The organism is Streptomyces sp. 840.1, from assembly GCF_003751445.1.
In the GTDB taxonomy this organism is placed as follows: Bacteria; Actinomycetota; Actinomycetes; order Streptomycetales; family Streptomycetaceae; genus Streptomyces.
This window is the reverse complement of record NZ_RJUU01000001.1, coordinates 3,052,430-3,077,711: the sequence shown is the minus strand read 5'-3', so window position 1 is coordinate 3,077,711 and position 25,282 is coordinate 3,052,430. Positions and strand designations below refer to the sequence as shown.

19 protein-coding genes and 1 tRNA gene are annotated in these 25,282 nt (G+C 70.6%); 9 read left to right on the top strand and 11 right to left on the bottom strand.

Annotated elements, in window-relative coordinates; genetic code table 11:
- The first annotated feature begins 107 nt into the window (after positions 1-107).
- A complete protein-coding gene (locus EDD93_RS14085) occupies positions 108-1,166 on the top strand; it encodes a questin oxidase family protein (RefSeq protein ID WP_123525478.1) in 1,059 nt (352 codons plus the stop codon).
- A 127-nt stretch (positions 1,167-1,293) separates the two neighbouring features.
- Here the strand turns inward: EDD93_RS14085 and EDD93_RS14080 are convergent, their stop codons facing one another.
- Positions 1,294-2,076, bottom strand: coding sequence for a dioxygenase (locus EDD93_RS14080; RefSeq protein WP_123525477.1), 783 nt, complete (start codon positions 2,074-2,076; stop codon positions 1,294-1,296).
- Between the two features lie 135 nt (positions 2,077-2,211).
- On the opposite strand from EDD93_RS14080, the gene EDD93_RS14075 reads away from it, so the two are divergent.
- A complete protein-coding gene (locus EDD93_RS14075) occupies positions 2,212-2,724 on the top strand; it encodes a MarR family winged helix-turn-helix transcriptional regulator (RefSeq protein WP_123525476.1) in 513 nt (170 codons plus the stop codon).
- A 186-nt stretch (positions 2,725-2,910) separates the two neighbouring features.
- On the opposite strand, the gene EDD93_RS14070 is transcribed toward EDD93_RS14075, so the two are convergent.
- Positions 2,911-4,449, bottom strand: a complete 1,539-nt coding sequence (locus EDD93_RS14070) for an MFS transporter (protein WP_123525475.1) — start codon at positions 4,447-4,449, stop codon at positions 2,911-2,913.
- A 202-nt stretch (positions 4,450-4,651) separates the two neighbouring features.
- The gene (locus tag EDD93_RS14065) at positions 4,652-5,314 is read right to left on the bottom strand and encodes a TetR/AcrR family transcriptional regulator (protein ID WP_123525474.1); all 663 of its coding nucleotides are present in this window, start codon (positions 5,312-5,314) and stop codon (positions 4,652-4,654) included.
- A gap of 305 nt (positions 5,315-5,619) precedes the next feature.
- Here EDD93_RS14065 and EDD93_RS14060 point away from each other — a divergent pair, with 305 nt between their 5' ends.
- Positions 5,620-6,897, top strand: coding sequence for a M6 family metalloprotease domain-containing protein (locus EDD93_RS14060; protein ID WP_123525473.1), 1,278 nt, complete (start codon positions 5,620-5,622; stop codon positions 6,895-6,897).
- Between the two features lie 15 nt (positions 6,898-6,912).
- Here the strand turns inward: EDD93_RS14060 and EDD93_RS14055 are convergent, their stop codons facing one another.
- Positions 6,913-8,697: a class I adenylate-forming enzyme family protein gene (locus tag EDD93_RS14055; protein WP_123525472.1), complete on the bottom strand. Its 1,785-nt coding sequence runs from the start codon at positions 8,695-8,697 to the stop codon at positions 6,913-6,915.
- A 597-nt stretch (positions 8,698-9,294) separates the two neighbouring features.
- On the opposite strand from EDD93_RS14055, the gene EDD93_RS14045 reads away from it, so the two are divergent.
- Positions 9,295-9,367: transfer RNA gene (locus EDD93_RS14045), tRNA-Arg, on the top strand.
- Positions 9,368-9,740: 373 nt separating this feature from the next.
- On the opposite strand, the gene EDD93_RS40195 is transcribed toward EDD93_RS14045, so the two are convergent.
- The 3 genes from EDD93_RS40195 to EDD93_RS14025 form a co-directional block, all read right to left on the bottom strand.
- Entirely contained in the window at positions 9,741-9,983 is a 243-nt protein-coding gene (locus tag EDD93_RS40195) for a hypothetical protein (RefSeq protein ID WP_260255731.1), read from the bottom strand.
- 505 nt (positions 9,984-10,488) lie between these two features.
- Positions 10,489-10,893, bottom strand: a complete 405-nt coding sequence (locus EDD93_RS14035; protein ID WP_123525470.1) for a hypothetical protein — start codon at positions 10,891-10,893, stop codon at positions 10,489-10,491.
- 921 nt (positions 10,894-11,814) lie between these two features.
- Complete coding sequence (locus EDD93_RS14025) at positions 11,815-12,768, bottom strand: alpha/beta fold hydrolase (RefSeq protein WP_123525469.1); 954 nt, start codon at positions 12,766-12,768, stop codon at positions 11,815-11,817.
- Positions 12,769-12,893: 125 nt separating this feature from the next.
- Here EDD93_RS14025 and EDD93_RS14020 point away from each other — a divergent pair, with 125 nt between their 5' ends.
- Positions 12,894-13,508, top strand: coding sequence for a TetR/AcrR family transcriptional regulator (locus EDD93_RS14020; RefSeq protein ID WP_123527762.1), 615 nt, complete (start codon positions 12,894-12,896; stop codon positions 13,506-13,508).
- Here the strand turns inward: EDD93_RS14020 and EDD93_RS14015 are convergent.
- Together EDD93_RS14015 and EDD93_RS14010 are read right to left on the bottom strand one after the other, a co-directional pair.
- Complete coding sequence (locus tag EDD93_RS14015) at positions 13,497-13,874, bottom strand: transcriptional regulator (RefSeq protein WP_123525468.1); 378 nt, start codon at positions 13,872-13,874, stop codon at positions 13,497-13,499. The two genes, EDD93_RS14020 and EDD93_RS14015, sit on opposite strands and share 12 nt — an antisense overlap.
- On the bottom strand, positions 13,871-14,404 hold the full coding sequence (locus EDD93_RS14010; RefSeq protein ID WP_148083863.1) for a hypothetical protein: 534 nt from the start codon (positions 14,402-14,404) through the stop codon (positions 13,871-13,873). Before EDD93_RS14010 ends, EDD93_RS14015 begins: the two co-directional genes overlap by 4 nt.
- Positions 14,405-15,178: 774 nt before the next feature.
- Between EDD93_RS14010 and EDD93_RS14000 the strand changes: the two genes are divergently transcribed.
- A complete protein-coding gene (locus EDD93_RS14000; protein ID WP_123525465.1) occupies positions 15,179-17,821 on the top strand; it encodes an N-acetylmuramoyl-L-alanine amidase in 2,643 nt (880 codons plus the stop codon).
- A gap of 209 nt (positions 17,822-18,030) precedes the next feature.
- Here EDD93_RS14000 and EDD93_RS13995 read toward each other — a convergent pair whose 3' ends face one another.
- Both EDD93_RS13995 and EDD93_RS13990 read right to left on the bottom strand, forming a co-directional pair.
- Complete coding sequence (locus tag EDD93_RS13995) at positions 18,031-19,875, bottom strand: MFS transporter (RefSeq protein WP_123525464.1); 1,845 nt, start codon at positions 19,873-19,875, stop codon at positions 18,031-18,033.
- 263 nt (positions 19,876-20,138) lie between these two features.
- Entirely contained in the window at positions 20,139-22,766 is a 2,628-nt protein-coding gene (locus EDD93_RS13990) for a D-alanyl-D-alanine carboxypeptidase (RefSeq protein ID WP_260255730.1), read from the bottom strand.
- Between the two features lie 179 nt (positions 22,767-22,945).
- Between EDD93_RS13990 and EDD93_RS13985 the strand changes: the two genes are divergently transcribed.
- The 3 genes from EDD93_RS13985 (at position 22,946) to EDD93_RS13975 (ending at position 25,253) form a co-directional block, all read left to right on the top strand.
- Positions 22,946-23,668, top strand: coding sequence for a GPP34 family phosphoprotein (locus tag EDD93_RS13985; protein ID WP_024491270.1), 723 nt, complete (start codon positions 22,946-22,948; stop codon positions 23,666-23,668).
- Positions 23,669-23,932: 264 nt separating this feature from the next.
- On the top strand, positions 23,933-24,802 hold the full coding sequence (locus EDD93_RS13980; protein WP_123525463.1) for a helix-turn-helix transcriptional regulator: 870 nt from the start codon (positions 23,933-23,935) through the stop codon (positions 24,800-24,802).
- A 244-nt stretch (positions 24,803-25,046) separates the two neighbouring features.
- Positions 25,047-25,253, top strand: coding sequence for a DUF397 domain-containing protein (locus EDD93_RS13975; RefSeq protein WP_123525462.1), 207 nt, complete (start codon positions 25,047-25,049; stop codon positions 25,251-25,253).
- The last annotated feature ends 29 nt before the right edge of the window (positions 25,254-25,282 follow it).

The window sequence follows — 25,282 nt, the reverse complement described above, 5'->3', positions numbered from 1 at the left end:
CCCGCCCTAGGACCGGAGTCGGGGCCCGCCCTAGGACCGCAGCCGGGACCCTCCCTAGGACCGCAGCCCGTTACGGAGAGCGGTCGCGGTCCCTAGCGTGATGCGGCATGGACGACACGACGCACAACTCACCCGACACCTCCGGCACGCTCGACGAGGCACTGGAACGGCTTCACTCCTTCGGCCCCGAGCGGGACGGCTGGCTGAGCAATCACGCCCCGATGGCGGTCGAGGCACTGGTGCACCACGGCCAGGCGCCCGGCGTGCACCGGTGGCTGGACCACTACCGGGCGAAACTGGAGGACATGCCGGACCGGTTCGCCGAGGTGACCCCGGACAACTGGCGCGAGGCCCTGGGCGACCCGCGCCGGATCGCCGACTGGACGGCGTACTTCGAGCGGGAGACCGCCGACCGGCCCTGGCGCGAGGTCCTCGCGGAGTGGTGGCCGCGGCTGCTCCCCGGCATCGCGGCCGGCGCCACCCACCCGGTGATCCGGGTCGGCCACTGCGTACGCACCCTGCTGGCCTCCGACGGGAACGGCGAGAAGAGCGGGAACGCGCCCCGTATCGCGGAACTCGCCCACGGCCTCGGCTACTGGGCCGCCCGCCACCAGCCGCTCCCCCCGCTGGCCCCGCTCGCCCCGGCATCCGGCGCGGCGGCCGCGCTGGACGCGGTGGACCGGGTGCCGGACCAGAGCGGCGGCATCCGGGAACGGCTCGGGCAGCTCACCGCGTTCCCGCTCTGGCCGCCGCAGCCGGTGACCGACGCCGGCCTCGCCCGGACCCGGCTGGAGGAGCTGGTGCGTGCCGCGACCCACCGCTACGCGGCGTACGCGCACGGCTCGCCGGTGATGCTGGTGCACGCCGCGACCGCGCCCAACGCCGTACTGCGTACGCTGCCGGCGCTCCCCCGGGAGCTGTGGGCGCCGAGCCTGGACGCCGCGTGGGCGGCCAGTGCGGCGGTCACCGCCGCGTACTCCCCGGCCCGGCCCGCCGATCACCCGGCCGCGCCCGCCGGGCTGACCCCCGAGGAGGTCTTCGCGCGGGCCGCCGCCCACGGAGACGACCACACCATCAAGTTCACCGACACCGCACTGGACGTCGGTGGCCCGCTCGCGCTGGCCGCCGCGCTCCGCTCGATCGAACTGAACCCGCCGGTGCTCTGATCCCAGCGGTGCTCCGAACCCTCCAGCTCCCTGATCCCATGGCACGGAGCGGGGCCTGCCCGGCCGGCGAACAAGCCGCCCGGACAGGCCCGCTTCCGTTCGGCCCGATCCGAGCGGAGGACAGCCCTCAGCCGTACTGCAGCGAGCGCTTGGCCAGCCCCATCCAGAATCCGTCGATCACGCTGCGCCCCCGGTCGAGCTCCCCCTCCGCCGCGCCCAGCGTCACGAAGAGCGGGGCGAAGTGCTCGGTACGGGGATGGGCGAGGCGGCCCGCCGGGGACTTGTTCTCGAAGTCCAGCAGGGCGTCGATGTCCTGCGCCCGGAGCGCGTGGCTCCCCCAGTCGTCGAACTCCGCCGACCAGCCGGGGGTACCGCCGCCCGGGTGCCGCAGCGCGGCCAGGTTGTGGGTGAAGAATCCGCTGCCGACGATCAGGACGCCCTCGTCGCGCAGCGGCGCGAGCTTGCGGCCGATCTCCATCAGCTTCTGCGGGTCCAGCGTCGGCATGGAGATCTGCAGCACCGGTATGTCGGCCTCCGGGAACATCTCCACCAGCGGGACGTACGCCCCGTGGTCGAGGCCCCGGTCCGGGATGTCCTGGACCGGCGTACCGGCGCCGCGCAGCAGCTTGCGCACGCTCTCGGCCAGCCGGGGTGCACCCGGCGCGGCGTACCGCACCTGGTAGTAGTGCTCGGGGAAGCCCCAGAAGTCGTAGACGAGCGGAATCGTCTCGGTGGCGCCGAGGGCGAGCGGGGCCTCCTCCCAGTGGGCCGAGACCATCAGGACGGCCGTGGGCCTCGGCAGCCCGGCGGACCAGGCGGCCAGCTCGCCGGGCCAGACCGGGTCGTCGGCCAGCGGCGGGGCGCCGTGGGAGAGGTAGAGGGCGGGCATGCGCTCCGCGGTGACTGTCATGGCACTCCCCATCCGCTGCTGCTCAAGGTAAGTCTTCTACTGGAACCTTCAGAAGGAACACTTCTTTAACCTTCAAGTTCCTACCCTCGGAGACCTTAGCTCTATCTAGTTCAACTTTCAAGAAAAGGTCGTACAGTGGAGTACATGACCACGGCATCCACCGGTGCGCCGCGCTGGCTCACCGACGAAGAACAGAGCGTGTGGCGGGCGTACCTCCACGCCACCACGCTCCTGGAGGATCACCTCGACCGCCAGTTGCAGCGCGATGCCGGCATGCCGCACATCTATTACGGACTGCTCGTCCAGCTCTCCCAGGCACCTCGCCGGCAGAAGCGGATGACGGAGCTGGCCAAGGACGCCAAGATCACCCGCTCCCGGCTCTCGCACGCCGTCGCCCGGCTGGAGAAGAGCGGCTGGGTGCGCCGCGAGGACTGCCCGTCCGACAAGCGCGGCCAGAACGCGGTCCTCACCGAAGAGGGCCACGAGATGCTCCGCCGCTCGGCACCGGGCCACGTCAGCGCCGTACGCCAGGCCTTGTTCGACCGGCTCACCCCCGAGCAGATGCGCTCGCTCGGGGAGATCATGCAGGTCGTCGCGGCCGGACTGCAGCCGGAGGGCACGAACGCCGACCTGCCCTGGCTCCGCTGACCGTCCCGCTCCGCCGGCACACCGCCCAACGCCGTACCCCGAACGCACCGCACCCCGGACACACCGCTGTCCCGGACACACCGCTGCCCCGGTTCCGCAGAACGGAACCGGGGCAGCGGTCGCTTCACTTCACGGGACGTCGCGTCACGAGGACGCCGCCGTCACGAGGACGTCGCGGTCGGCGGCTCAGTGGGCGACGACCGGGATCCTGACCTCGTCCTCGACACCGTCGGCGGATCCGGAACCGGAACCCGTGCCACCGGACGTCGTGGTCATCGAGGGACGGCCGGCGTTGACGAAGGTCGCCGCGATCGCGGAGGCCACCACCAGGATGCCGACGGCCCACCAGATGGCGCCGGTGAAGCCGTGCACCATCGACTGGAGCTTCAGCTGCTCCGGGTCAGTGGCACCGAGCGCGGCGTGCGAGGTGGCGTACGCCGTGGCGGCGGAGGCGGCGATGGTGTTGAGCAGCGCCGTACCGATCGCCCCGCCGACCTGCTGCGAGGTGTTGATCATCGCGGAGGCGACACCGGCGTCACGCGGCTCGATGCCGTGCGTGGCCAGCGACATGGCGGGCATGAACGCCGTACCCATGCCGAGACCCATCAGGAGCTGGCCCGGCAGGATGACCGCCGCGTAGGACGAGTCGACCTGCAGCTGGGTGAGCACCAGCATGCCGACGGCAGCGGTCAGGAAGCCGGGACCCATCAGCATCCGGGCCGGGACCCGGGTCATCAGCCGGGCACCGATCTGCGTCGAACCGGTGATCATGCCCGCGATCATCGGGAGGAAGGCGAAGCCCGTCTTGATCGGCGAGAAGCCCTGGACGACCTGGAGGTAGTACGTGAGGAAGAGGAACAGGCCGAACATCGCGATGACGCCGAGGCCCAGCGAGAGGTAGACGCCACCTCGGTTGCGGTCCATCAGGACGCGCAGCGGGAGCAGCGGCGACTTGACCTTGGACTCGGTGAGTACGAAGGCGAGCAGCAGCAGGCCCGAGGCGACGAACGTGCCGATGGTCAGCGCGTCCGACCAGCCGCTGGACTCGGCGCGGGTGAATCCGTACACCAGCGAGACCAGACCCAGCGCGGACAGGACGACGCCCGGGATGTCGAGCGCGGAACGGTTGCGGCTGCCGGACGGCTCGCGGATCACGAAGTACGCACCGGCCGCGGCGACGATCGCGAAGGGGATGTTGACGAAGAACGTCCAGCGCCAGTTCAGCGTCTGGGTGAGGAATCCGCCGAGGATCAGGCCGACGGCGCCGCCGCCACCGGCGATCGCACCGTAGATGCCGAACGCCTTGGCGCGCTCCTTGGCATCGGTGAACATCACCGCGAGCAGCGAGAGGGCCGCGGGGGCGAGCAGGGCGCCGAAGACACCCTGGAGTGCGCGCGAGCCGAAGAGCATGCCCTGGTTCTGGGCCGCTCCGCCGAGCGCGGAGGCCAGCGCGAAGCCGATCAGTCCGACCACGAAGGTGCGCTTACGGCCCCAGAGGTCGGCGATGCGGCCTCCGAAGAGCAGCAGTCCGCCGAAGGCGAGGGCGTAGGCCGTGATGACCCACTGCTTGTTGGCATCCGTGATGCCCAGGTCCGTCTGGGCGTGCGGCAGCGCGATGTTCACGATCGTGGCGTCGAGCACGACCATCAACTGAGCGAGCGCGATGAACGCCAGTGCTTTCCAGCGACTCGGGTCAGGGAGTCGGATATCAGCTGTTTTTGACATGGGAGTAGCCACCTAAGGGCGCGTTTCGGGCGCGTTCGGGCGCGCGAAGTCGTGAACCGTGAACCGTGAATCGGGCCGTGAACCGTGGATGCGGCGAAGGCTCGTGAAGGCGTGGGTCGGGCGTGGATCAGGGGTGGGAAAGGGTGGTCGAGGCGGGGCGGACGCGCGGCGGGGCAGCCGATTCAGCGGCCCGGAGCGCTGGTCAGGTCCGGCTCCGCAGGTCCTCCAAGGTCGCCGCCGTTCCGGGCAGGACGGACCGGGCCGGGGCCTCCAGTCCGTCCAGGAACAGCTGGATGTGGCGGTGGGTGAACCGGTCGATGTTCATGCAGGCGATGCCTGGCAGCGGCCGGGTGAGCTGGGAGAGGGCGACCAGTACGTCACCGACGGCGATGTCGGTACGCAGCCGCCCCGCGGACATGGCACGCCCGACGAGTCCTTCGACGGCCTCTTCGAGGCGCCGGCGCTCGGCGAGCAGTTCGGGGTGGTCCTTGTCGAAGCCGCCGGACAGCATCGGGCACAGGGCGCCGATCCGTTCGTCGGCCGCCGCGTGCACGAAGCGGGTGAGCGCGACGAAGGGGTCTCCCTCTTCGTTCGCGGCCTCCTCGGCGCGGTCGGTGGTGCGGGAGGTGACCGCGAGGACGACCTCGTGGGTCAGCGCGGCCCGGTCGGGGAAGTTCCGGTAGAGCGTGGCGTTGCCGACACCTGCGCGGCGGGCGACCTCGTCGAGCGGCACGTCCGGCCCGAACTCGACGAACATCTCGCGCGCGGCCGTCACGATCCGCTCCCGGTTGCGCAGCGCGTCGGCCCGCGGGCGGGGCGTACGCGGCTGCGCGGTTCCGGGGGCGGTACGGGCGACGGTGTCCACGGCGGCACTCCTTCTCTTCCTGATCCTGCGGCCTGTGCTGTTCGTAGGTGCGTTACTCGCGTTACTCGGGCGGCCTCTCCGCTTAACCGGGGAGCGCCTCCCCGGTTTCACGGGGACACGAGTTCAAACGGGGAAACGGTCCCCGGTTATTTCCCGCCCTCATGTGACCTGAGTCACACCCCCGTGAATCGGCAGAATCCCACCCCTTCGGCGCACCCAACGCGCGGCGCCGCACCACCCGACACAGGCTGATCCGCAGAGCGCAGTCAGGGTCGGCCGACTGCCGCGGCCCCGAAGGCGCCTTCATGCAGCAGCCCCGCCACCGGATACGCAAGCACCGCCACCCGGTCGTCCTTGGCGCGGCAACAGCCCTGGTCATCGCGGCACTGGCCTCGGCCAGCACCACGCTCCACCTTCCCAGCCGGGCGTCCGCCGGACCGGTGTCCAGCACCGGGACGGCCGGGATCGGCCCCTGCCGGATATCGGCGGCCATGGGCGTACAGATGTCGGAGGGCATGCCGACACAGCCGGGCTACGCCCGCTCCACCGGCCAGATCCACGCACTCAACCTGATGGTCGACTTCCCGGACGCGCCGGGCACCGAGCCCGCCATGGACCGCCTCGCGGAGTTCTTCCCGCAGACCACCGACTGGTTCCGCACCAGCTCCTACGGGCGGCTCACCTACGTACCGGAAGCCCCGGTGAAGTCCTGGCTGCGGATGCCACTGCCGTTCTCGGGCTACGGGATCGAGCGCGGCTCACCGTACGAACCGGGCTACCGCCACCTCGTCCAGGACATCGTCGCCGCCGCCGACCCGAAGGTGGACTTCAGCGCGTACGACCTGGTCAACATCCTCGTCAGCCCGAACGCCGGGCCCTCCGCCCTGGACACCGTGCTGTCGGTGACCTTCTCGGGCAACGACGACGCGCCCTACGCGGACGGGGTGCCGCTCGCCAACACGTCCTTCGTCTACAGCCGGCAGGACGACGGCTCGGGCTCGTACGCCCAGACCGGATACCGGGTCCTGCCCCACGAGAACGGCCACGTCTTCGGCCTCCCCGACCTGTACACGATGGAGGGCGGCGGCTCGGTCGGGCACTGGGACATCATGTCCGAGGACTGGGGTGCCAATAACGACCTGCTCGGCTGGCACAAGTGGAAGCTCGGCTGGCTGGACAACAACCAGATCAGCTGCGCCTCGCAGACCGGCACCAGCGACCACGTACTGGAGCCGCTGGCCACCCGCGGCGGCACGAAGCTGGCGTTCGTGCCGCTCAGCGCGGAGTCCGGTTACGCGGTGGAGGTACGGACCCAGTCGGGCAACGACCAGGCCGTCTGCCGGCCCGGCGTACTGATCTACAAGGTGAGCTCGGACGTCGACACCGGCCAGGGGCCCATCTCCGTCGCGGACAGCACCAAGGACAGCAGCGGCTGCACCCGGCTGCCCAATGTGCACGCGGAGCTCTCCGACGCCCCGTTCCAGCCCGGCCAGACCTTCACCGACCGGGCCACCGGGATACGCATATCGGTGGTCGACAAGGACTCCAAGGGGGACTACCGGGTACGCGTCACCCGCCCCTGACCCCTCCCGGTCTCCCTAAGCGCTGTCCCGTACCTCCTTTTCGACGGGCCCGCGCAGCTCGCGCTTGAGGATCTTCCCGGTGGCGTTGCGGGGCAGCGGCTCCCCGGAGAGCAGCACATGGGCCGGGACCTTGAACGCGGCCAGGCTGCGCGCCACGTGCGCCCGCAGGTCATCGGCCGTGGCGACGGCCCCGGCGCGGAGCCGGACGACCGCGGCGACCTCCTCGCCCAGCACCGGGTGGGGCACGCCCAGGACCGCCGCGTCCTGGACATCCGGATGGCCGTGCAGCACGCCCTCGACCTCGACGCAGTACACGTTCTCGCCGCCCCGGATCACCATGTCCTTGATCCGGTCGACGACAGCGACCCGTCCCTCGTGGACCACGGCGAGGTCCCCGGTACGGAACCAGCCGCCGCTGAACGCCCCCGCCGTCGCCGCCTCGTCCTGCCAGTAGCCCCGCACCAGCGCCTGCCCGCGCAGCCACAGCTCGCCGACCTCGCCCTCGGCCAGCTCCTCCCCCGCCGGACCCGAGATCCGCACCTCCGTGGTGGGGGTCGGGCGGCCGACGCTGCCGGGATGCGCGCGGTACTCGGCGCCGAAGTTCGCCAGGACGCCGCCGCTGGTCTCGGTCAGCCCGTATCCGTTGCGCGGCTCGATCCGCTCCCCGTAGCGGGCGGTCAGCCGGGCCACCAGATCCGGCGGGGCGGCGGCCCCGCCGGTATTGAGCATCCGGAGCCCGCCCAGCGCGTCCTGCTCCCCTTCGTCGCCCTCCTGCCCGTCCTGCTTCCGGGCGGCTGCGGCGAGGAGTTGGAGCGCGGTGGCCGGCACCCCGGCGTAGTGCGTCACGCCGTGCTCGCGGATCAGCCGCAGCGCCTCCTCCGCGTCCCACTTGTGCATCAGGACGAGGGCACCGCCCGCCGACATCGCGGCGTAGAAGCTGGTGAACGCGGCGACGTGGAAGAACGGGAACGTAAGCAGCGCGACGGGCGCCGGCCCCTGTCCCGGGATGACCCCCCGGCCGAGCGCGGAGGCCGCCGCGTGGAACCCGGGGTTGCGCGCGGCACCGGCCTGCGCGAGATGCGTGGCGACGGCCCCCTTGGGCCTGCCGGTGGTCCCGGAGGTGTAGATGATCGTCGCGTCGTCCTCGGGCCGGATCTCGACGTCGGGCGGTGCGGCGTACGGATCGGGCGCGGGCAGGTCCTCGTACCACTCGACCGCGCCGGACGGCTGCGCCCCGCGCTCCTCGTCACGGAAGACCATCACCCGCGCCCCGGCGGTCCGGGCCCAGTCGGCGACCAGCGGCAACCGCTCCCCGTCGACGAGGAGTACCCGGGGCCCGCAGTCGTCGAGCGCGTACGTGAACTCGTCCCCGGTCCACCAGGCGTTCAGCGGTACGGCGACGAGACCGGCCAGCTGGGCGGCCCAGAAGGCGATCTGCCACTCGGGATGATTGCGCATCGCCACCACGGCCCGGTCCCCCGGCCGCAGCCCGTACTCCCCGGTCAACCGGCACGCCAGCGCGGAGGCCGCTGCGAAGAACTCCCCGTACGTGTAGTGGCGCTCGCCCGAGATCAGGAACGGCTGGTCCCCGAACGCCCAGGTGGTCTCCACGAACTCCCGCAGCGTCCGGGGCCCGTCCACGTAGACGAGCGAACCGGCCGACGGCCCGTCCTCGGAACGCACGACGGCGAACGGAGCCCCGGGCCCGGCCAGCGCGGCCACCACGCCGGCGGCTGCGGATGCGGCTGTACCGGGGGGCTCGGGAGCGGATGTGGCTGGGGTCGGGTCGGTGTGCGGCACGAACGACCTTTCTAAGCGCTTGCTCAGGGCATTCGCGACGCTATGCCCGGACCTGCCCTCCGTCAAGAGAGCCAACCGCACGGCTACGGCCCACGGCCACCCGCAACGTCACGCCGGCCGCGACCCCGGCCACCGGACCGCAGACCGGAGCCACCGAAACACCCGCCCCGAGCCCGGCGAACAGCTGCAACAGCCCCGCGCCCAGATCCGCCCCATCCGTCAGCACCCGAAGCAACTGCCCCGCGATCAGCCCGAGAACAGTCGCACACACCGCCCCGACAGCCATGGCGGGCACGACGGACACCATCCGGCCGACACCTCGATCACACCAGCTCCAGCCCCACGCACCCCGCGGGCAATCCCCAGCTCAGAGGCCCCGTCCGCAAGCCCACCGCGAGGCGTGCCAGGAACGGGGGCGACCGCCGGAACCCCTATCCGCTAGGCTGTCAGCGGTCGGTCGACCTTCGGTACGGCTGCCTGGGAAATCGTCCTCCGGACCCTCATCCCGGCACCACCGCAAGAGAGCCTGACCAGGGCGTTTGTCTCAACTCACCCGGCATCCCCTCTGGGGTTCCGAGAGAGCCTTCAACAAGCCCCGCCTCCGTAGCTCAGGGGATAGAGCACCGCTCTCCTAAAGCGGGTGTCGCAGGTTCGAATCCTGCCGGGGGCACAACGCGTTACCGCTCTGGCCTGCGGATTCTCCCCCCAGGGAGGGGCCTTATTCGGCCTCGGACTTCCCGTCCGGGGCCGTTTGCGTGAGCGGACAGAGAGTTGATCTCCGGAATTCCTCCCAACGGATCAGTATCGTCCGGCACGAGGATCGTGGCGCAGCCGGGCCGGGCAGCGTGCAGGCGGATCACCCGGAGGCCGACGGTTTCGGCAATCCGGGTGATTGGACGGGACACCGTTCGCGAGTGACGGCCGAACGTGGCGAGCGTCGTGGGCTCCCCTTCCGGCCACCCTCGCTCCAGGGGAAGCCGAGCAGATTCGGCCCAGGGCGGACGAGGGGGGGGAGCTGAGGTGAGTGGTGGTTCAGGACCGCTTCAGAACACGGGTGGTATCACACTCAAGTCTTCGCCACCGTAAAGGGATTCGTAACGAATCTCGATCACCAGGCGTCGGGTGATGAGATCCCAGAACCAGCCGTGCTCGTCATCGCTGAACTCATCCAGGGACAACAAGAAGACGGTCTGCCCGGCTAACACCACGGCACCCGGGCGTAAGAGTGTGCCTTCGGTCGCATCGGGAACGAGCCCAATATGCGTTGCTGCGTGTGGTAGTTCCACTGTCCAACGGCCTCTCCGTCCAACCGCACCACCGAACTCGTCACAATGGCCGGCCCAAGACCAGCATTGACGACGTTGAGCCCCGCTTCAGTGCCTTCGTACTCCGTGACGCGGCGCATCTGGAGCATCGGCCTCACCGACTGGCGGCTATGTCGCCTGCTGTCCCTGGCCTGTGTGTAGCTGACCCAAAGAGAGCCGAGCGCTATGGCTGTCGCTGCAACAGCGGTGACCGTGTCTGAGTTCATATGGCTGCCCCCGTACGACACCGTGAATGTGATCGGTTCCTCCCCACCTGACCGCTGTTCCAGTCGGCAACCGACGGGTCTGCTGGGCCAGAGGGCGCCCGCGCCCCGTCCCTGCCCGATCAGCCGGGAACTGACGGGGAACGTCGGACAGGACGCACAGGAACGGCCCCCGACCGATTCACCTGGTCAGGGGCCGTTCGCCTGCGGCGGGTGTGGGATCTGAACTTCACGGTGGCATCGCTGCCCCGACGGCTTCAAGATCACTGCCGAGTTGAGTCGGCACTTGTCTTCACAGAGGCGATCACGGCCGAAGCGACACCTGTCACGGCAAGGCTCCCCACCATGACCATGCCTACGCCGACCATGAACAGGCCGCTGGAGTCGTCCGACCAGTCGTAGTAGGCGGCAACAGTCAGGCCGGCTGTGACGCCGAGCACGGCGCCTGCGATGTAGCGCCGGGATGCCGCCCAGTACACCGGCGCCAGCAGAGTCAGCACCAGCCCGATCACCTGCCACGCCTCGTACGGCCCGGTCTCCGAACCATCAGGTTGCACGTCACGGTGCTGGTCCCAGCCCAGCCAGGCAGCCCACACCGCTAGCGCTACCACGGCCAGCCCGAGGATCGCCATCAGCTGGGGAAAGAGTTTCAGAGGTCGTTGTGGCATGACTCAAGCTTTCCCGCTGCCCCTGGAACTGGCCTGAGTTCCAGTACTCACCTCTGCTTGAGTAATGCGACCATCGATCACATATTCCCCGTGTCACAACCGCGCCAGACCGGTCGGGGACTCACGGGGCACTGCGGCTGCCGGCGGAGCGCACAGGCAGCAGGTACCGAGATCCGCGTTCCGCAGGTCAGCCTCCAACTCGCCTTACCTCGCTCGTGAAGCGGTGAGTCTCTTCGTACGACTGACCCGCATCAAACAGGCCACCGATGAGGCGGCTACCCCTGCACGGGAAGATCAGGATGGGTGGCCAGAAAGATCATGTAGGCGATCGCCGCGGCCCCCAGAGGGACAACACAGCACCCACCACGGCTCGCGTCCTGTTCGCTCGCCCCGACCTTGATGCGCGGTACTCGGCAAAGGCCCGCACCAGGCCGACGAGCGCCAGAGACAGCGCGACAAAACTGATCAGTATCCAGAACGGACAGCAGAACCAGAACGCCAAGGATGCTCCGCCGAACCAGACCGCAAGCTCTGCCTTCTCTTGCGTCTCGTCCGGTGTGCCGACAGAGTCACGGGCCAATGCAAGCAGCGCCCTTCCGCACGGGCCCGCGCGGGCGTGACCTCGCCCGCGGCCGTCGCCGTGCGGCCGCGAGCGGGAGTCAGTGGGCGCGGCGATCCGGACACAGGTACGACGGCGGGTGGGCCCGCGATCTGGTGCACGGAACCTTGTGGACGTAGACCGTGGACCCGGCTTCAGTGGCCACGTAGTTGGGGATCGATTCGGCTTCGTCCGGGCGCATCAGCCGCTCGCAGCGGTCCCAACTCACCGGGTGGCCCCAGCTGACCCCGGACACGACGGAGCGTCCCCTGCCTCCGGCCGTAGCCGGGGCAGGGGCAGGGGCAGGGGGCGCTGGTGGCGCATCAGTCGGCGTCGGCGCCCGTGGCGGTGGCGGTGGCCGCGTCCGTCCTGGCCAGGAAGGTCAGTATCCGGTCGTTGACCTCGTCGGCGTGGTCGATCTGTGGTCCGTGTCCGGTGGCGCCGATGATCTCGGCCGTCGCCGTCGGCACCAGGCGCGGGACGCGCTCCGCCTGGCGGCGCGGGTGCACCAGCAGGCTCCGCTTGCCCAGGAGCAGGTAGAGCGGCGTGCGGATGGTGCGCAGTTCGTCCTCGGTGAGGGGCAGCGGGGCCGGGCGGCGTACACGGTAGGCGCGGACGCTCGCCCTGATCATCGCGCGCAGTTCCGGCACGACCAGCACCGGTTGGGCCAGCCAGGCCGCCAGGCGGGGGCGCAGGGCCTTGGGGGCGGAGGTCGCGAGGAGGCTGACGAAGATCCAGGCGAAGAAGCGGAGGCCGACCTTCTCCAGCCCGCCCGGGTCCAGCAGGGTGGCCGACGCGAGGCGGCCGGGGCGGAGATGGGCCTGGTTCAGGGTGAGCCAGCCGCCGTACGAGGAGCCGATGAGGTGTACGCGGTCCAGGCCCAGGCCGGACAGCGCCTCGTCCAGCCACTGCGCCGCGCGTTCGGGCTGGTGGATGGGCGCGCGCTGCACGCTGCGTCCCGGATCGCCGGGGGTGTCGATCGCGTAGACCGGGCGTTCGGCGCTGAGCGAGGCGGTGTTCGGGTACCACATGGCGGAGCAGGAGCCGGCCCCGTGCACCAGGACGACCGGGGTGCGGGATGCGGCGGCGGGGTCCGTGGGACCGTACCGGTACACGTGGGTCGTCCCGAAGCGGGTCTCCACGTCGAGCTCCGCCCGCACGGGGGCGCCCAGCGCGTACAGCGCGTCGCAGGCCTCGAAGTACCGGTCGCGCAAGGCGTCGTTCACGTAGCGGCCGATGTCGGCCGGGGGACGGTTGCGGGTCCTGGCATCGGACACGGTGGGCCACCTCCTGGAGCAGCTCGTTTTTATGATACGACCGTACCATGTTCGTGGTACGGCGGTACCATGTCGAAGGCCCGGTCAGGGCTGACGAGTCGTACAGACGGGTGGAGATCCGGCCGATGCCAAAGCGCGTGGACCACGACGAGCGGCGCACCGAGATCGGCCGGGCCCTGGTCCGGGTCGCGGGGAGACTGGGACTGCACGCCGTGGGGATGCGGGACGTGGCCGCAGAGGCCGGGGTGTCACTGCGGCTGGTGCAGTACTACTTCCAGACCAAGGAGAAGCTGCTGCTCTACGGGCTCCAGCAACTGGCCGAGGAGTTCGGCGCGCGGGTCACCGCCCGGGTCCGGGCCGCCGGCGACACCCCGGGACCGCGCGCGACGGTCGAGGCCCTGCTCCTGGCCTCGCTGCCCATCGACGAGGAGAGCCGCGCCTTCCACCTCGTCTACACCTCGTACGCCGTGCTCGCCGTGACGGACGAGGTGCTCGCCGCGCAGCCGTTCCTCCAGAACCCCGACGCCGCCGAGGACGCCGTGGCCGGCCTGCTCGCACAGGCGCAGGACGCCGGTCTCGTCGGGCCCGACGTGGACGTACGGACCGAGGCCGTCGTCCTCCTCGCCACGGCGGCGGGGCTCGGGATCAGCGTTCTGACCGGGCAGCGCAGTGCCGAGGCCGCCGTCGCCGTCCTTCGTCACTGCCTCGACAAGCTCTTCCCGGGCCCGTCACTCGGGTGACGGCACCGGGTGCCCGGCCGGTCCGGCGGGTTCCCGGGCGTCCCCGCCCGCACTCCGGGCCGTGGCCACGATGTCCTGAAGCGCCGCGATGTGCCCCGCCAGGGCCTGTTGACCGGCGGACGTGAGAGACAGCCAGGTCCGAGGGCGCTTGCCCACGTGCCCCTTGCGGACGTTCAGGTAGCCGGCAGCCTCCAGCGCAGACGAGGCCTTGCTGAGGACCGAGTCGGACACCTGACAGCCGTCGCGGACGGCGGCGAAATCCGCCTCGTCGCACGCGGAGAGGAACGCGACCACGGCCAGCCGGGTCGGATGGTGGATGGCCTCGTCCAGCGCGGCCCGCCCCCGTCCCGGCGGATCGCCCTTCACGCGAGTTGCCCCAGCGCGCGGTCGATCGCCGCGTTACGGACGAGGCACACGCCCCACACGCCGAGCCCCCATACGGCGAACGCCGTGATCCGGGTCGCACCCTCCCCGGCCCCCGCCGCCCAGCAGCACGCTCCCGCCGCCAGTCCCGCCGCCAGGACGGCCGGAAGCGCGGTCCGGCTCCGGGTCAGACGCGAGGGCAGGGAACGCTCCACCCGCACCCCAGCCGTCCGCCTCGCCGCCCGGACGAGCGCGAACACGGCCGCCAGCCCCAGGAGCGACACGAGGAGCGCCAACGGCGTCGCCCAGCCACCCCGGGTCCGGCTCCAGACCTGCACCGCGCTCGGCAGCACCAGTGCCACCGCCACGGCCGGGCCGTACCACGCGGGAGCCCGCCCGGCCTGGAGACGAGCCCGCTCCCTGGCCCTCTCCACGCCCTTCAGCGCGTCCTCGGCGTGCACGGTCGCCCGGCCGCCACCGTTCCCCGAAAGCGCGGAACTGTTCTCCTGCGACGACTTCTCCTGCGACGACATGAGCACACCGATTCCTTCCCGAGGGCACCCGACCGGCCCGATACTTGCCATCATGGCATTTACTTTCCAGCATGGAAAGTGGCCACCATCCCAGCCCGCCGCTCCAGCCCGCCGCCCCCGTCGGCGCAGCTCGTCCGGGCACGGTGTGCCCGGCGACAGCTGGTTCGGGGCGCCGAGCCGGTACACACCGGTGCGGCCGTCTTCGGCCATCTCGTCGAAGCGGCCGTGGAAGTCGTGGCGATGCCCCACGAGACAGCGAACCGGACCGCGTACGAGGCGGCGAGCGCCGAGCTGCTGCGCCGTGCGGATCGTCTTGTCGTCAGGGGCCGTCGGGCGCGGCTGACCCCGCACGCGCGAAAGCGTCCCCTGCCGCCGGCCGGAGCCGGGGCAGGGGCGCTGTGGTTCATGAGCGACGGTGGCCGGTATCGGGCGTACGGAGCAGCCCCTGAACCTTGCGGAGCCGGGCAGTTGCACCGCCCGCACCAGCGCGGAGGGCAGCCCCGCCGGAACGGTGACCGTGCGTTCCCCGGAACGGAGCCGTGAAAGATCCGGTGCCGGTGCAGGTCATCTCCCGGCCGAACGCCCTTGCCGGCCCCGGGCGTTCGCCGGCCCACGTGCAGAAGCCCACCCGCGACGGGCCGCCGCGCTCAACAGCCGGGGCCGGTTACGCCTCTTGGTGTGACACTCCACGCTTCACGGACGCAGGATGCATGAGGCCATCAAGGCGACTTGTGGTGCTCACGTGACCACGAACAGAACAAATGGGGTGGGGAATTGAGCACGAGCAGAGAGTATTCGTCCAGGCCGCTGGGCGGCCTGCGGAGACGGGCGCTCCTGACCGTCGGCGTCGTCGTCCTGAGCGGGGTGGGAACAGCGACCTACGCGGTCGCCGGTCCGGCCGGCAACGGCACGGCGGGCGAGCACAAGGGGCGGGCCGCGGCCGTGCGTACGGTCGAGCTCGCCGGTCAGGGGGCCGGTCGCAAGGGGCTGCCGAGGCAGGACACCAAGGAGTACAGCGCCGCCCTGCTGACCTGGTCGGACCCGGCCGCCAAGCTCGGGGGAACGGCACAGATACGTTCGAAGCAGGTCGGGACCGGTAAGTGGTCGGGCTGGCAGGCGCTGCCGGACGACCCCTTCTCCGCCGACGGCAAGGAGGCCGAGGACGCGGCGACCCGCGGCGGCACCTCCGCGGTGTGGACCGGGCCCTCGGACGGCGTCGAGGTGCGGGTGGTCGCCGCCGACGGCTCCGCCTCCGCGCTCCCGTCCGGCATGGACGTGAAACTCCTCGACCCGGGCACCGACCCGACCGGCACCCCGAAGCCCGTCGCGTACGCGAAGGACGCCGCGCCGACCCCGTCGGCCACGCCCACCGACGCGGCCACCACGCCTTCGCCCACCGACCCCGCGACCCCGACCCCGACGGCGACGGCCTCCCCGTCACCGACCGTCCCGGCTCCCCTGCCCTCGACCGTCGTCAAGCCGCCGGTCATCACCCAGGCCCAGTGGGGTGCCTCAACGGACTACAACGGCACGCCCGAATACGGTCAGGAGATCAAGGCCGCCGTCATCCATCACACCGGCGTCGACCAGGACAACGGCGTCCCGTGCAGTCAGTCGATGGCCCGGATGCGCACCATCCAGCAGGAGCACTTCGCCCGCGGGTACTACGACATCGGCTACAACTTCGTCGTCGACCGCTGCGGTCAGATCTTCGAGGGCCGCAGCGGCGGCATGGACCTCCCGGTGACCGGCGCCCACGACGTCGGCTTCAACACCAACACCGTGGGCATCTCGTACATCGGCAACACGATGACGCTGAAGCCGACCCGGGCCGGCCTGGAGGCCATTTCCCGGGTCGTCGCCTGGAAGTTCGGCATGTACGGCATCAGCCCGAGCTCCGACGTGACCCTGGTGTCCGGTTCGCCGCTCGGCCAGGACGGCAACAAGGTCCCCGAGGGCGACTCGATCACGCTGCCCCGGGTCTTCGGCCACCGCGACACCAACGCCACGCTGTGCCCCGGCGACGCGCTGTACGGCAAGCTGCCGCTCATCCGTACCCTCGCCGCCTCGCCCGGCGTCTCGCACGCCCTCACCCGCTCGGACTTCGACGGTGACGGCGTGACCGACCTGGTCGCGGGCACCCCGCAGGCGGGCGGCAACGCCGGTTCGCTCACGGTCGTCCCGGGCGGCGACGACGGCCCGGTCGCCTCGGCCGGGAAGATCATCGACCAGAACAGCCCCGGCGTCCCCGGCAGCAGCGAGTCCGGTGACCTCTTCGGCGCGTCGAACGCGTACGGCGATGTCAACGGGGACGGATACGGCGACCTGGTCATCGGCTCACCCGGCGAGGACGACACCAGCGGCCACGCCGACTCGGGCCTGATCTCCGTGATGTACGGCCCCGCGCTCAACACCGGCACGTCGTACGGAACCGCGACCGCGACCCGCGCCGTCGGTGAGGAGCTCGGCACCTCCGTCGCCACCGGTGACTTCAACGCGGACGGCAAGTCCGACATCTTCTCCGTCGCGCCCGGCGAGCCCGGCCGCTGGTGGTCGTACGACTCCGGCACCGGCGCGGCCACGTCCGGGTACCTGAACACCACCGCCTACACCGCGGCCGTCTCCTACGCGGCCGTCGCCACGGGCGACTTCAACCGGGACGGTTACGCGGACGCCGCCGTCAACTTCCGTGACCCGGGCGGCATTTCCCGTGTCCTGTGGCTGAAGGGCTCGTCCGGCGGGCTGCAGCGCGTCGGGATCCTCTCCGCGAAGGGCGGCCGTTCCCTGGCCGCCGGCGACGTCACCGGCGACGGTATCGACGACCTCGTCGTCGGCCAGCCGGGCACGACCGAGTCCGGTACGACCGCCAAGGGCGGCACGGTCACCCTGCTCAAGGGCACGACGACCGGCCTCACCGCGACCGGCGCGATCACTCTCGGACAGGATTCCGCCGATGTGCCGGGCGGCGGCGAGACGGGCGACGACCTCGGCGCCTCCGTCGCCGTCGGCGACTGCGACCTCGACGGGTACGCGGACGTCATGGCCGGATCCCCGAACGAGGACATCACCCGTGCCGATGTGAGCCGGGTGGACGCCGGCGCGGTGATCCTCTTCAAGGGCACCTCCACCGGCATCTCCGGTGCCGGCTCGGTCACCTACAGCCAGGACACGGCCGACGTCTCCGGTGACACGGAGTCCGGTGACCGGATGGGTTCCTCCGTCCTCCTCCAGGACCTGTCCGGCTACGGCCGTGCGGACCTGGCGATCGGCGCGGACGGCGAGAACGCCGGCGACGGCGTCTTCCTCCAGCTGGACAGCGGCAGCGCGGGCATCTCCGCCAAGAGCGCCCTCTACTACGGCCGCTCCAACCTCGGCACCCCGGCGGCGGCCCACCTCGGCCAGACGCTGGCGCCGTGATGCGGGGGCCGTCGCGCCGAGGCCCTGACAACGCGGGCGGGTGACGGAAGGGCCGGTGCCCGGCGGACAACCGCTGGGCACCGGCCCCTCACACGACCCCAGCGCGGCGTCTTCGCCGTCTCCGTCGTCTCCGTCGTCTCCGCAGGGGAGGGATCGTCGGAATCGGTCCGGCCGGTCCCCGCGCCTCTGCGCGGAACCTGCCCCGGTCGTCAGCGCAGTTCGTCCGGGCACGGTGTGCCCGGCGACAGCTGGTACGGGGCGCCGAGCCGGTACACGCCTGCGTGCGGGGCGAGCAGTTCCGTCCACTCGTCGCCGTACTGGTCCTCCTCCAGCTTGATCAGGCAGCCGTTCGTGTTGACGAAGTCCTTGGGGATGTCCTGGTCCTCACGCTGCTTGGACTCCTCGGTCTCCTGGGGGCGCTTCACACTGCGGCCCTCCTCGTCGAGCAGGGCGAGCCAGCGCGAGTACGGGATGCGGATCAGTACCCGGCCCGGCTCCTTCACATGGATGGTCAGCTCCCCCGCGCCGGCCTCGTCCACCGTCGCCGGCGGATCGGCCAGCGGCACCGGGCTGTCCACCGAGTAGAGCCGCCAGTCGGAGTTGGACCAGATCGGCTTCAGGTACGGCAGCCCCTTGCTGACCAGCTCCGTCTCCTGCACCGCACCGCTGGAGTCGGGGGAACCCTGAGGGAGCACCACGTAGTGCACGGCCCAGCGGTCGAGCCACTGCCGGTAGTTGACGGAGTTCAGGGTGTCGTCGTAGAAGAGCGGGTTGCGCTCCATGTCGGCCTGACGGTTCCAGCCGCGGGCCAGGTTCACCACCGGGGCCAGCGCGGACGCCTCCCGGTGGCTGCTCGGTGGGATCACCTCGACGCGGCCGCGCTCGGCATCGACCTTCTGCAACTCGTTGACCAGCGGAGCCAGCGACCGCGTCCAGGACGCGGTCGGCGCGGTCCGGACGACGTCGTCCACACCCTTGAACCCGATCCAGAAGTTGAGCCCGGCGAACGCGAGGACCAGCGCGTACCACCGCCGGGAGCGCGGCTCCGCGTACGGCAGCGCGGCCAGCAGCACCACACCGGCGAACAGCATCGCCATCCGCGACACGTTCGAGCCGATCTGCGAGTCCACGACGTACGTCAGCAGCGTCCCGATGCCGTACACCGCGGCCGCCGTCCGTACCGTCTTCCAGTCGCGCGGTACGAGGAAGAAGACCAGGACCGCGAAGACGAACGGCAGTGACAGCGTCGCGATCGACATCGGCTGCGTACCGGAGAACGGGAACAGCCACGCCGACAGCGCCACCACCACGACCGGTGCCAGTCCCAGCGCATACGCCCCCGGGCGGCGTTTGTTCAGGAACAGGGCGGCGGCGACCACGCCGAGGAAGAGCCCCGCCACCGGGCTGCCGGCGGTCGCGAGCCCGGCGAGCGGAGCGGCCACGGCCGCCTTCGCCCACCGCTTGTACCGCCAGCGGTACGGCCAGCAGAACACCGCCGCCACCGCGCCGAGCGCGAACATCATGCCGAGGCCGAACGTCACCCGGCCCGACAGCGCGTTGCACAGGTACGCGAAGACGCCGGCCAGCGAGCACGCGATGGGATTGCGGACCGCCCGCACCCTGACCAGGATCAGCGCGGTCAGCGCCGCCGAGACCGTACCGACGATCATCATCGTCGTACGGACACCGAGCACCGACATCAGGTACGGCGACACGACGCTGTACGAGACGGGGTGCATCCCCCCGTACCAGGCCAGGTTGTACGCGGTACCGGGGTGCCGGCCGACGAACTCGGCCCAGGCGTCCTGGGCCGCGATGTCGCCGCCGCTGTTCGCGAAGAAGAAGAACCAGAGAACGTGCGTGACAGCCGCAGCCGCCGTCGCGATGGTCACCGGGTGCCGCAGCCACTTCATGGTGCGGTTCTGTACGGGTGCGCCGACATCGGGCTCGGAGGCACGCGGGGCAGGCACTTCGATCCGCATGCTGGTGTCGCTTCCCCTCGCGCCTCTGCTGTCGGCCACCTCGCGGCCGGACTTCGGCTCCGCGGTGGTCACTACGGCTCTCCCTGTCTCCCCGAGCCCCGTCACCGGGCCCCGTCCGGGCTTCATGCGCAGTGCACCGTTCGCCGTTCACCTGTGCAGACGCCGTCCCCGCGTCCTCGGGTTGTTCCGGGACGCTAACACGTACGCGAGCGGGGGAAGGGGCGCCGTTTCGGGCGCCCCTCACCCACCCCGTGTTCCGCCTTTTCGGACGCTGTCCGGCCGGTGGAACCGCTGGTCAGCTCCTGCCGGAACCGGTCAGCTCCTGCTGGAGCCGGTCAGCCGATCCTGGTCAGCTTCTCGCCGGCCCCCGGTTCCGTCAGGTCGCTCTGGAGCGCGACCGCCACCTGCACCTGGCTCGCACCCTCACCCACGGTGAGGGTGCCGACGTGCGTACCGGCTGCCGCCGAGTGCGGGATGGTCCTGCCGTCGTCGGTGATTTCGAGCTTGATCGTGAGACCCGACCAGCCGACCGCCTTCACGTCCTTGGTCGCGACGACGGGGACGGTGCCGCCCATACCGTCGTCGACCGTGCCGACGACATCACCCTTCTTGACGATCTTGGCGCCCTCCAGCAGGTCCAGCGTGGCCAGCATGACCTTCTTGCTGGCCGCGTTCACCGCGTCGATGATCGAGTCGCTGTCGTACTGCCCGAGCACCGCCCCGACGATGAGCTGGTCCGTGCCGTCGACCATCTTGTGCGCGGCGAAGAGCAGGTTGCCGCCCGCCTTGGTGGTGGAGCCGGTCTTGATGCCCAGGGCGTTGTCGTAGGGCACGAGCGTGTTGTAGTTCCGCCAGGTCTTGCCCGACGGGTCCTTCCACTCCGGCAGCTTGGTGATGTCCATCAGCGCCGGGAACTCGACGAGCTTCTCCCCCAGCTTCACCAGGTCCTCGGCGGTGCTCACGGTCGAGGCCGTGAGCCCGGAGGGGTCGGTGTAGGTGGTGTTCGTCATGCCCAGCTCGTCCGCGGTCGCGTTCATCTTCTCGACGAACGCCTTCTCCGATCCCGCGTCCCAGCGCGCCAGCAGCCGGGCGATGTTGTTCGCCGACGGGATCATGAGAGCGGCGAGCGCGTCGCGCTCGGAGAGCACGTCGCCCTTCTTCACCGTGTCCAGGGTGGACTCGCCCTCGCTGGAGAGCTTGCCGTCCGACTCCGCCTTGGCGTCGACCGGGATGCCCGGACCCTTCTCACCGCGCTTCAGCGGGTGGTCCTTGAGCACGAGGTACGCGGTCATCGCCTTGGCGACACTCGCGATCGGCACCGGCTTCTGCTTGCCGAACGAGCCGACCTTGCCGAGGCCGGTCGCCGCCATGTAGCCCTGGCCCTGGTCGGGCCACGGCAGGGACGGCTGAGCGCCGTCGAAGGTGTACGTCGGCTTCGCCGACAGCGTGAGCGAGGGGTCGGGCAGCGGACGCACCATCTGCACGATTGCAAACGCGATCAGCAGCAGGAGGACCAGCGGCGTCCAGATCTTGACCCGCCGCACCGCGGTGCGCACCGGGGTCTCCGGCGGCGGCGGGGTGTTCGTCAGCTCGGCCAGCAGGTCGAGCGGCGGCCTGGGCGGCATCGGCTGCTGCCGGGTCCGCTCGGCGCCGCTGAGTGACGCGTCGGGCGGCAGCTGGGCGGCCCACGCGGGGCCGGTCCCGCTCTCGGACCGGCCCGGTCCCGACGCCGGGGCAGGGGTCTCGGGGGCGCGCGGCGCGGGGGCCTGCCGTACGTCGTCGGCCCGCAGCGGTACGAACTTGCTGGTCCGCTCGGCTGCGGACTCGGGCTCGGACCCGGTCCCGCCTCCGGTCCCGGGCTTCGGCTTCCCGGCCGACGGCGGGGTGATCTTCAGCGCCGTCGTCGGCTGGTCGACGCGTGGCAGCTTCGGCGCCTTGAACACGGCGGTCGCCTGGTCGATGCCGGTCTTCGCGGCGGCCGGGCCGTCGACGTCTCCGTCGACATCTCCGTCGGGCGCCGCGCCGGAGCCGCTGTCCGAGTCGCCTTCGGAGCCGCTGCCGGAGTCTTCTCCCAGCTCAGGCTCAGGCTCCGGCTCCGGGACTGCCTTGGACTTCGCGCCGGACTTCGCGTCGGATTCTGCACCGTCCGGCTTCGTGTCCGGGTCAGTGTCTGCGTTCGCGTCCGGCTTCGGCTCAGAGTCCGCGTCCGGCTTCGGCTCAGAGCTTTCCTCGGACTTCGCCCCAGAATCCGGCCCGGAATCCGGCCCGGAGCCCTCGTCGGCCCCTGAGCTGGAGTTCTCGTCGGACTCCTCACGGGTCCGAGGCACCCTGGCTTCGCTCTCCGCGGTCGCGTCGGACCGCCCGGCCGGCTCGTCGGCCGACGGCTCGGCCGGCTCATCGGACGGCTTCCCGGATTCCGCCGCAGGCTTCTCGCCGCCGGCGTCCCCGTCGTCCCCGTCCTGCGCCTCGCCGTCCGTCGACACCCAGGCGGCCACGGCAGCGCGCAGCCGCACATCGCCCTCCTCGGGCTCGGCCGCGTCGCCGTCGGCCTCGGCCGCCGCGCTCTCCGGCGCCTCCGCCGGATCCGCCGCATCGGCCTCCGCCGCGTCCGCCGCCCCAGCGGGCTCCTCGCCCTCCGCGGGCCCTGCGGGCTCCCGGGGCTCCCCGGACTCCTCCGGGGCGTCCGACGCGGCCCCAGGGGCCTTCACCGGGCTCTGAGGGCCTTCAGGGGTCTCCGCCGCGGCGGCTGCGGACCCGGCCGCAGGCTCACCGTCGGCCGCCGACTCGGACCGCTGCGTACCGAAGACGGCCGTCGCCGTGTCCGTCCTGCCGCCGGACTCCGCCGGTGAGGCGGGTTCGCGGAACACCGAGAGCCGCGGATCGTGCTCGCTCCGAGCCGTTCCCGACGACTTCTGCTGCTCCGACTTGTCGGGGGACTCGCCCGCCACCGATGCCTCCTCCATGCGGCACGGGGACATCCCCGCGCTGTCCGAACCATCTACCAGTGTCCCGTGTGAACCCTCGGCTGAGCTGCTAGACGAGAACGACATACCTACTGGTTCCAGTACAAAGCACCCAGGCACCCTCGACAGACAGATGTGAGAGGGGTCACCCTGTCACTCATCCACGCGGGGAGGCATGGATGGGCAGGAGCCGCAGAACAATTCCGGAGGAGCTTCTGCTGCTCGCTCTGGACCCGACCACGGGTACCACAGCGCAGCCGCAGTCGCTCGACCTCGGCCTCGCCGGAGCACAGCTAGTAGAGCTGGCTCTGGCAGGACGGATAGCCCCTGACGGGGATCGTATCGCCGTGGTGATGCCACGGCCGACAGGAGATCCGACTCTGGACTCCGCACTGGAACTGCTGCGCAGACGCGGCAGCCCGGTTCGGGCCGTCCACTGGATAGGCGGACCCCGACTGGGGCTTCGCCAGATCTACCTCGCCCATCTGGAGCGGTGCGGCATGGTGCATGCCGTGGCGGGCCAGATGTGCGGAGTGCTGCCGACAACTCGCTACCAGGCGACGGACACGGCAATAAGCCGGGACATCAAGGCCCGGCTGGACAGCGCGATCCGCACCGGCGTACCGCCGGACCCGCGGACCGCGGCGCTCGCCGCACTGGCCCACGCGGTCGGACTCGGCAAGCACCTGTACCCCGGGAACGAGGGGCGCTCATCGCGCTCCCGGCTCCGGGACCTGATCAGACACGACCCGATGGGCGGCCTCGTGGCGCATGCCGTCATGGATGTCCAGAACGGGGCGGTCGCACAACCGCGCCGCAACCAGGCGGCCGGCGTGCCGTTGCAACCGCAAGCCCAGTCGCAGTCACGTCGCGACAGCATGGCGCACACAGCGGCCCACTAGGGCGGCACGAGCGCCGACGCAGCACCCGCACAGCAGCACCGCACCACGGCGTCACCGCAGCACTGCAGCACCGCAACAACCGAATACCGCCGCACCGTCGTCCCCAAAGACCCGGTTCGGGAGCCGCACCAAGCGCGGGGCAGCCGGTACCACCGGCTGCCCCGCGCCGCTGCGTGTGGGCGTTTTCCAGCGCGGCCGGGGGCGAGGGTGGCAATCTGCTGAGCAGTAGATACGCACAGCTACATAGCCGGAGGTGCCGTTTCCGTGCCGTCCAACGTCAATCCCACCGTCAGACGACGCCGGTTGGGTCAGGAATTGCGCCGCCTGCGCGAGATCAAGGGCATGACCGCCGAGGAGGTCGCGGAGCGGCTCCTCGTATCGCAGTCGAAGATCAGCCGCCTGGAGAACGGCCGCCGTTCCATCAGCCAGCGCGATGTCCGCGATCTCTGCGGGGTGTACGAGGTCGAGGACCTCCGGATCGTCGACTCGCTCATGCAGATGGCCAAGGACTCCCGCCAGCAGGGCTGGTGGCACGCCTTCGGCGACATCCCGTACAGCGTGTACATCGGTCTGGAGACGGACGCCGAGTCACTGCGGGTGTACGAACCCCAGGTGATCCCGGGCCTGCTGCAGACCCGGCAGTACGCCGAGGCCCTGATCAAGGGCGCGCTGCCGGAGGCGCCGCAGACCGATATCGACAAGCGCGTGAGCGTCCGCTCGCGACGCCAGGACCGGATCAACGCCCCCGAGCACCCGCTGCGGATGTGGGCGGTGATCGACGAGTCGGCGCTGCGCCGGCTGGTCGGCGACAAACAGGTGATGATCGAGCAGCTGGAGCGCCTGGTCGAGCTGTCGCACCTGCCTCATGTGACCGTCCAGGTACTGCCGTTCGAGATGGGCGCCCACCCCGGGATCAACGGGCAGTACGCCATCCTGGAATTCCCGGACGCCGCGGATTCCAGCGTCGTCTACATCGAGGGAGTCACCAGCGACCTCTACCTGGAGAAGGCGAACGACGTCCAGCGGTACAGCGTCATGTACGAGCACCTGCGGGCACAGGCCCTGAATGTGGAGCAGACCCGGATTTTCATCGACGGGATCGCGAAGGGCTACACCCGGTTGAACTCGGAGTGAATCCAGGCCGGACGGGCGATTGAGCCGACCGGCCCACGTAGTCCGTAATGAGAGAAAAGAAGCGATGTTACGAGTGGGCGGCGGCACGGTACACCGCCGCCGCCTCGTAATGGAAGACCCGCATGGTATATGCCATCCGGTCGAGTGAATGGCCCCTTCACACAAGGAGCTTGGCGAGTAGCGTCGATCACGCCAGCTGAACACCGTTGGCGCCACTCACACAACTCTTTGAACCGGAGTGAACATGGCCATTCGTCAGGGTGCTACGGATAAGTGGACGAAGTCGTCGTATTCCGGGGGCAACGGCGCCTGCGTCGAAGTCAGGTCCCCTCTCGTGCGCGAGATTGCCGTACGTGACTCGAAGGTGCCCGAGGGCCCTTCGATCGGTTTCGTCCCCGGTGCCTGGAACGCGTTCGTGCGCGATGTCGCCAAGGGCGCCCTCGACGCCTGACCGATGATTTCCCACGCCTTGTCGCAGCA

What these genes read in the sequence shown, in the direction of transcription:
- EDD93_RS13975 (WP_123525462.1), top strand. Translation starts at nt 25,047, where the DNA reads ATGGCCATTCGTCAGGGTGCTACGGATAAGTGGACGAAGTCGTCGTAT.
- EDD93_RS14070 (WP_123525475.1), bottom strand. Translation starts at nt 4,449, where the DNA reads ATGTCAAAAACAGCTGATATCCGACTCCCTGACCCGAGTCGCTGGAAA.
- EDD93_RS14010 (WP_148083863.1), bottom strand. Translation starts at nt 14,404, where the DNA reads ATGTCGTCGCAGGAGAAGTCGTCGCAGGAGAACAGTTCCGCGCTTTCG.
- EDD93_RS14085 (WP_123525478.1), top strand. Translation starts at nt 108, where the DNA reads ATGGACGACACGACGCACAACTCACCCGACACCTCCGGCACGCTCGAC.
- EDD93_RS13985 (WP_024491270.1), top strand. Translation starts at nt 22,946, where the DNA reads ATGGGCAGGAGCCGCAGAACAATTCCGGAGGAGCTTCTGCTGCTCGCT.
- EDD93_RS13990 (WP_260255730.1), bottom strand. Translation starts at nt 22,766, where the DNA reads ATGGAGGAGGCATCGGTGGCGGGCGAGTCCCCCGACAAGTCGGAGCAG.
- EDD93_RS14035 (WP_123525470.1), bottom strand. Translation starts at nt 10,893, where the DNA reads ATGCCACAACGACCTCTGAAACTCTTTCCCCAGCTGATGGCGATCCTC.
- EDD93_RS14080 (WP_123525477.1), bottom strand. Translation starts at nt 2,076, where the DNA reads ATGACAGTCACCGCGGAGCGCATGCCCGCCCTCTACCTCTCCCACGGC.
- EDD93_RS14020 (WP_123527762.1), top strand. Translation starts at nt 12,894, where the DNA reads ATGCCAAAGCGCGTGGACCACGACGAGCGGCGCACCGAGATCGGCCGG.
- EDD93_RS14060 (WP_123525473.1), top strand. Translation starts at nt 5,620, where the DNA reads ATGCAGCAGCCCCGCCACCGGATACGCAAGCACCGCCACCCGGTCGTC.